A 1,642-nucleotide genomic window follows, 5' to 3' on the forward strand; every position below is an offset into this window, starting at 1 on the left:
CCAGCAACCCGTTCTACGACTCGACCAACCCCAACGCCCCGCGCTCCAAGGTGTGGGCCCTGGGCTGCCGCAATCCGTTTCGGATGACGCTGAAGCCCGGTACGGGCAGCACCGACCGCACCGTGGGCAACCCCGGCACGCTCTACATCGGCGACGTGGGCGCAGCCAGCTGGGAGGAGACCCACGTGGTGGACAAGCCCCGGCAGAACCTGGGCTGGCCCCTGTTTGAGGGCCTGACGCCCTACGACGCTTTTGCCACTCAGAACACCTACAACCAGGACGCGCCGAACCCACAGTACGGCATCGGGGGCTGCACCCAGCAGTACTTCTACTTCCGCGACCTGATCAAGCAGGCCACGCCCACCGGTACGGCCACTTTTACGAATCCCTGCGACAACACGAAGACCATCCCGACCTCGGTGCCCACGTTCGTGCACAACCGGCCCCTGATTGACTGGGCCCACGGCACGGGGCCTTCGCGCACCGGAATTTTCAGCGGCTCCACAGCCTCCACCATCAACATCGGGGCGGCTGGCTCGCCGGTGTCGGGGCCGCAGTTTGGGGGCAGCTCGTCGTCGGGCGGCGTTTTTTATCCTTACACCGACTTCCCGGCGGCCTACCAGAATACCTACTTTTTCGGCGACTACGTGGGCGGCTGGATCCGGAGTATGACCGTGGACGCCACCAACAAGCCCTCGGCCGTGCGCGACTTCGTCAACAGCGGGGCCGTGGTGGTGGCCATGGCGGTGAGTCCGGCCGAAACCGGGCTGTTTTACGTGAACTTCTACCCGTCCGAAATCCGCAAAATCACCTACAACACCACCGGCAATGCCCCGCCCGTGGCCGTGGCCTCACTTAATAAGGCCTACGGCCCGAGTCCCCTGGCCGTGCAGTTTACCGGCAGCGCCTCCTCCGACCCCGACGGGCAGCCGCTGACCTACCTGTGGAATTTTGGCGACGGAACTCCCACCAGCACGGCCGTGAACCCCACGCACACGTTTACCACGGCTACCTCGGCGCCCACCAAGTTCACCGTCATGCTCACCGTGAAGGACTCCCAGGGCAGCACCAACCAGACGTCGCTCACGGTGTCGGTCAATAACACGCCGCCCCAGGTGACCATCGTCAGCCCGGCCGTGGGCACGCGCTACCCGATGTCCGGCAACTCGACCTACAACCTGCAGGCCACCGTGACGGACTCCGAGCAAACCAGCGCCGGGCTCAGCTACCAGTGGCAGACGATTCTGCACCACGAAGGCCACGAGCACCCGGACCCCGTGGACACCAACCCGCAGACCACGACCACCATTGTGCCCTACGGCTGCGGGGCCGAAACCTACTACTACCGGATTGTGCTGACCGTCACTGACGCCGGCGGGCTGGCCACCACGAAGGAAGTGCGCCTCGACCCGGACTGCGCCACCACGAGCTTTACGCTGGTCGATGCCGACGCACCCACCGACCAGGACATTCAGCCGCTCATTAACGGCAGCATTCTAAACCTGGCCACCCTGCCCACGCGCAACCTGAACATCCGGGCCAACACGAATCCGGCCACCGTGGGCAGCGTGGTCTTTGCTTTGAGCGGCACCCAGACTCAAAACCAGACGGAGTCGGTGGCGCCCTACGCGCTGTTTTCCGA

1 protein-coding gene is annotated in these 1,642 nt (G+C 64.8%); it reads left to right on the forward strand.

Going from position 1 to position 1,642, the window contains the following annotated elements:
• Nucleotides 1-1,642 (forward strand): PKD domain-containing protein (locus EWM57_RS20945; RefSeq protein WP_129923231.1); only part of this gene is annotated, 1,642 nt, incomplete at both ends.

Source organism: Hymenobacter persicinus (assembly GCF_004167665.1).
Lineage (GTDB): Bacteria > Bacteroidota > Bacteroidia > Cytophagales > Hymenobacteraceae > Hymenobacter > Hymenobacter persicinus.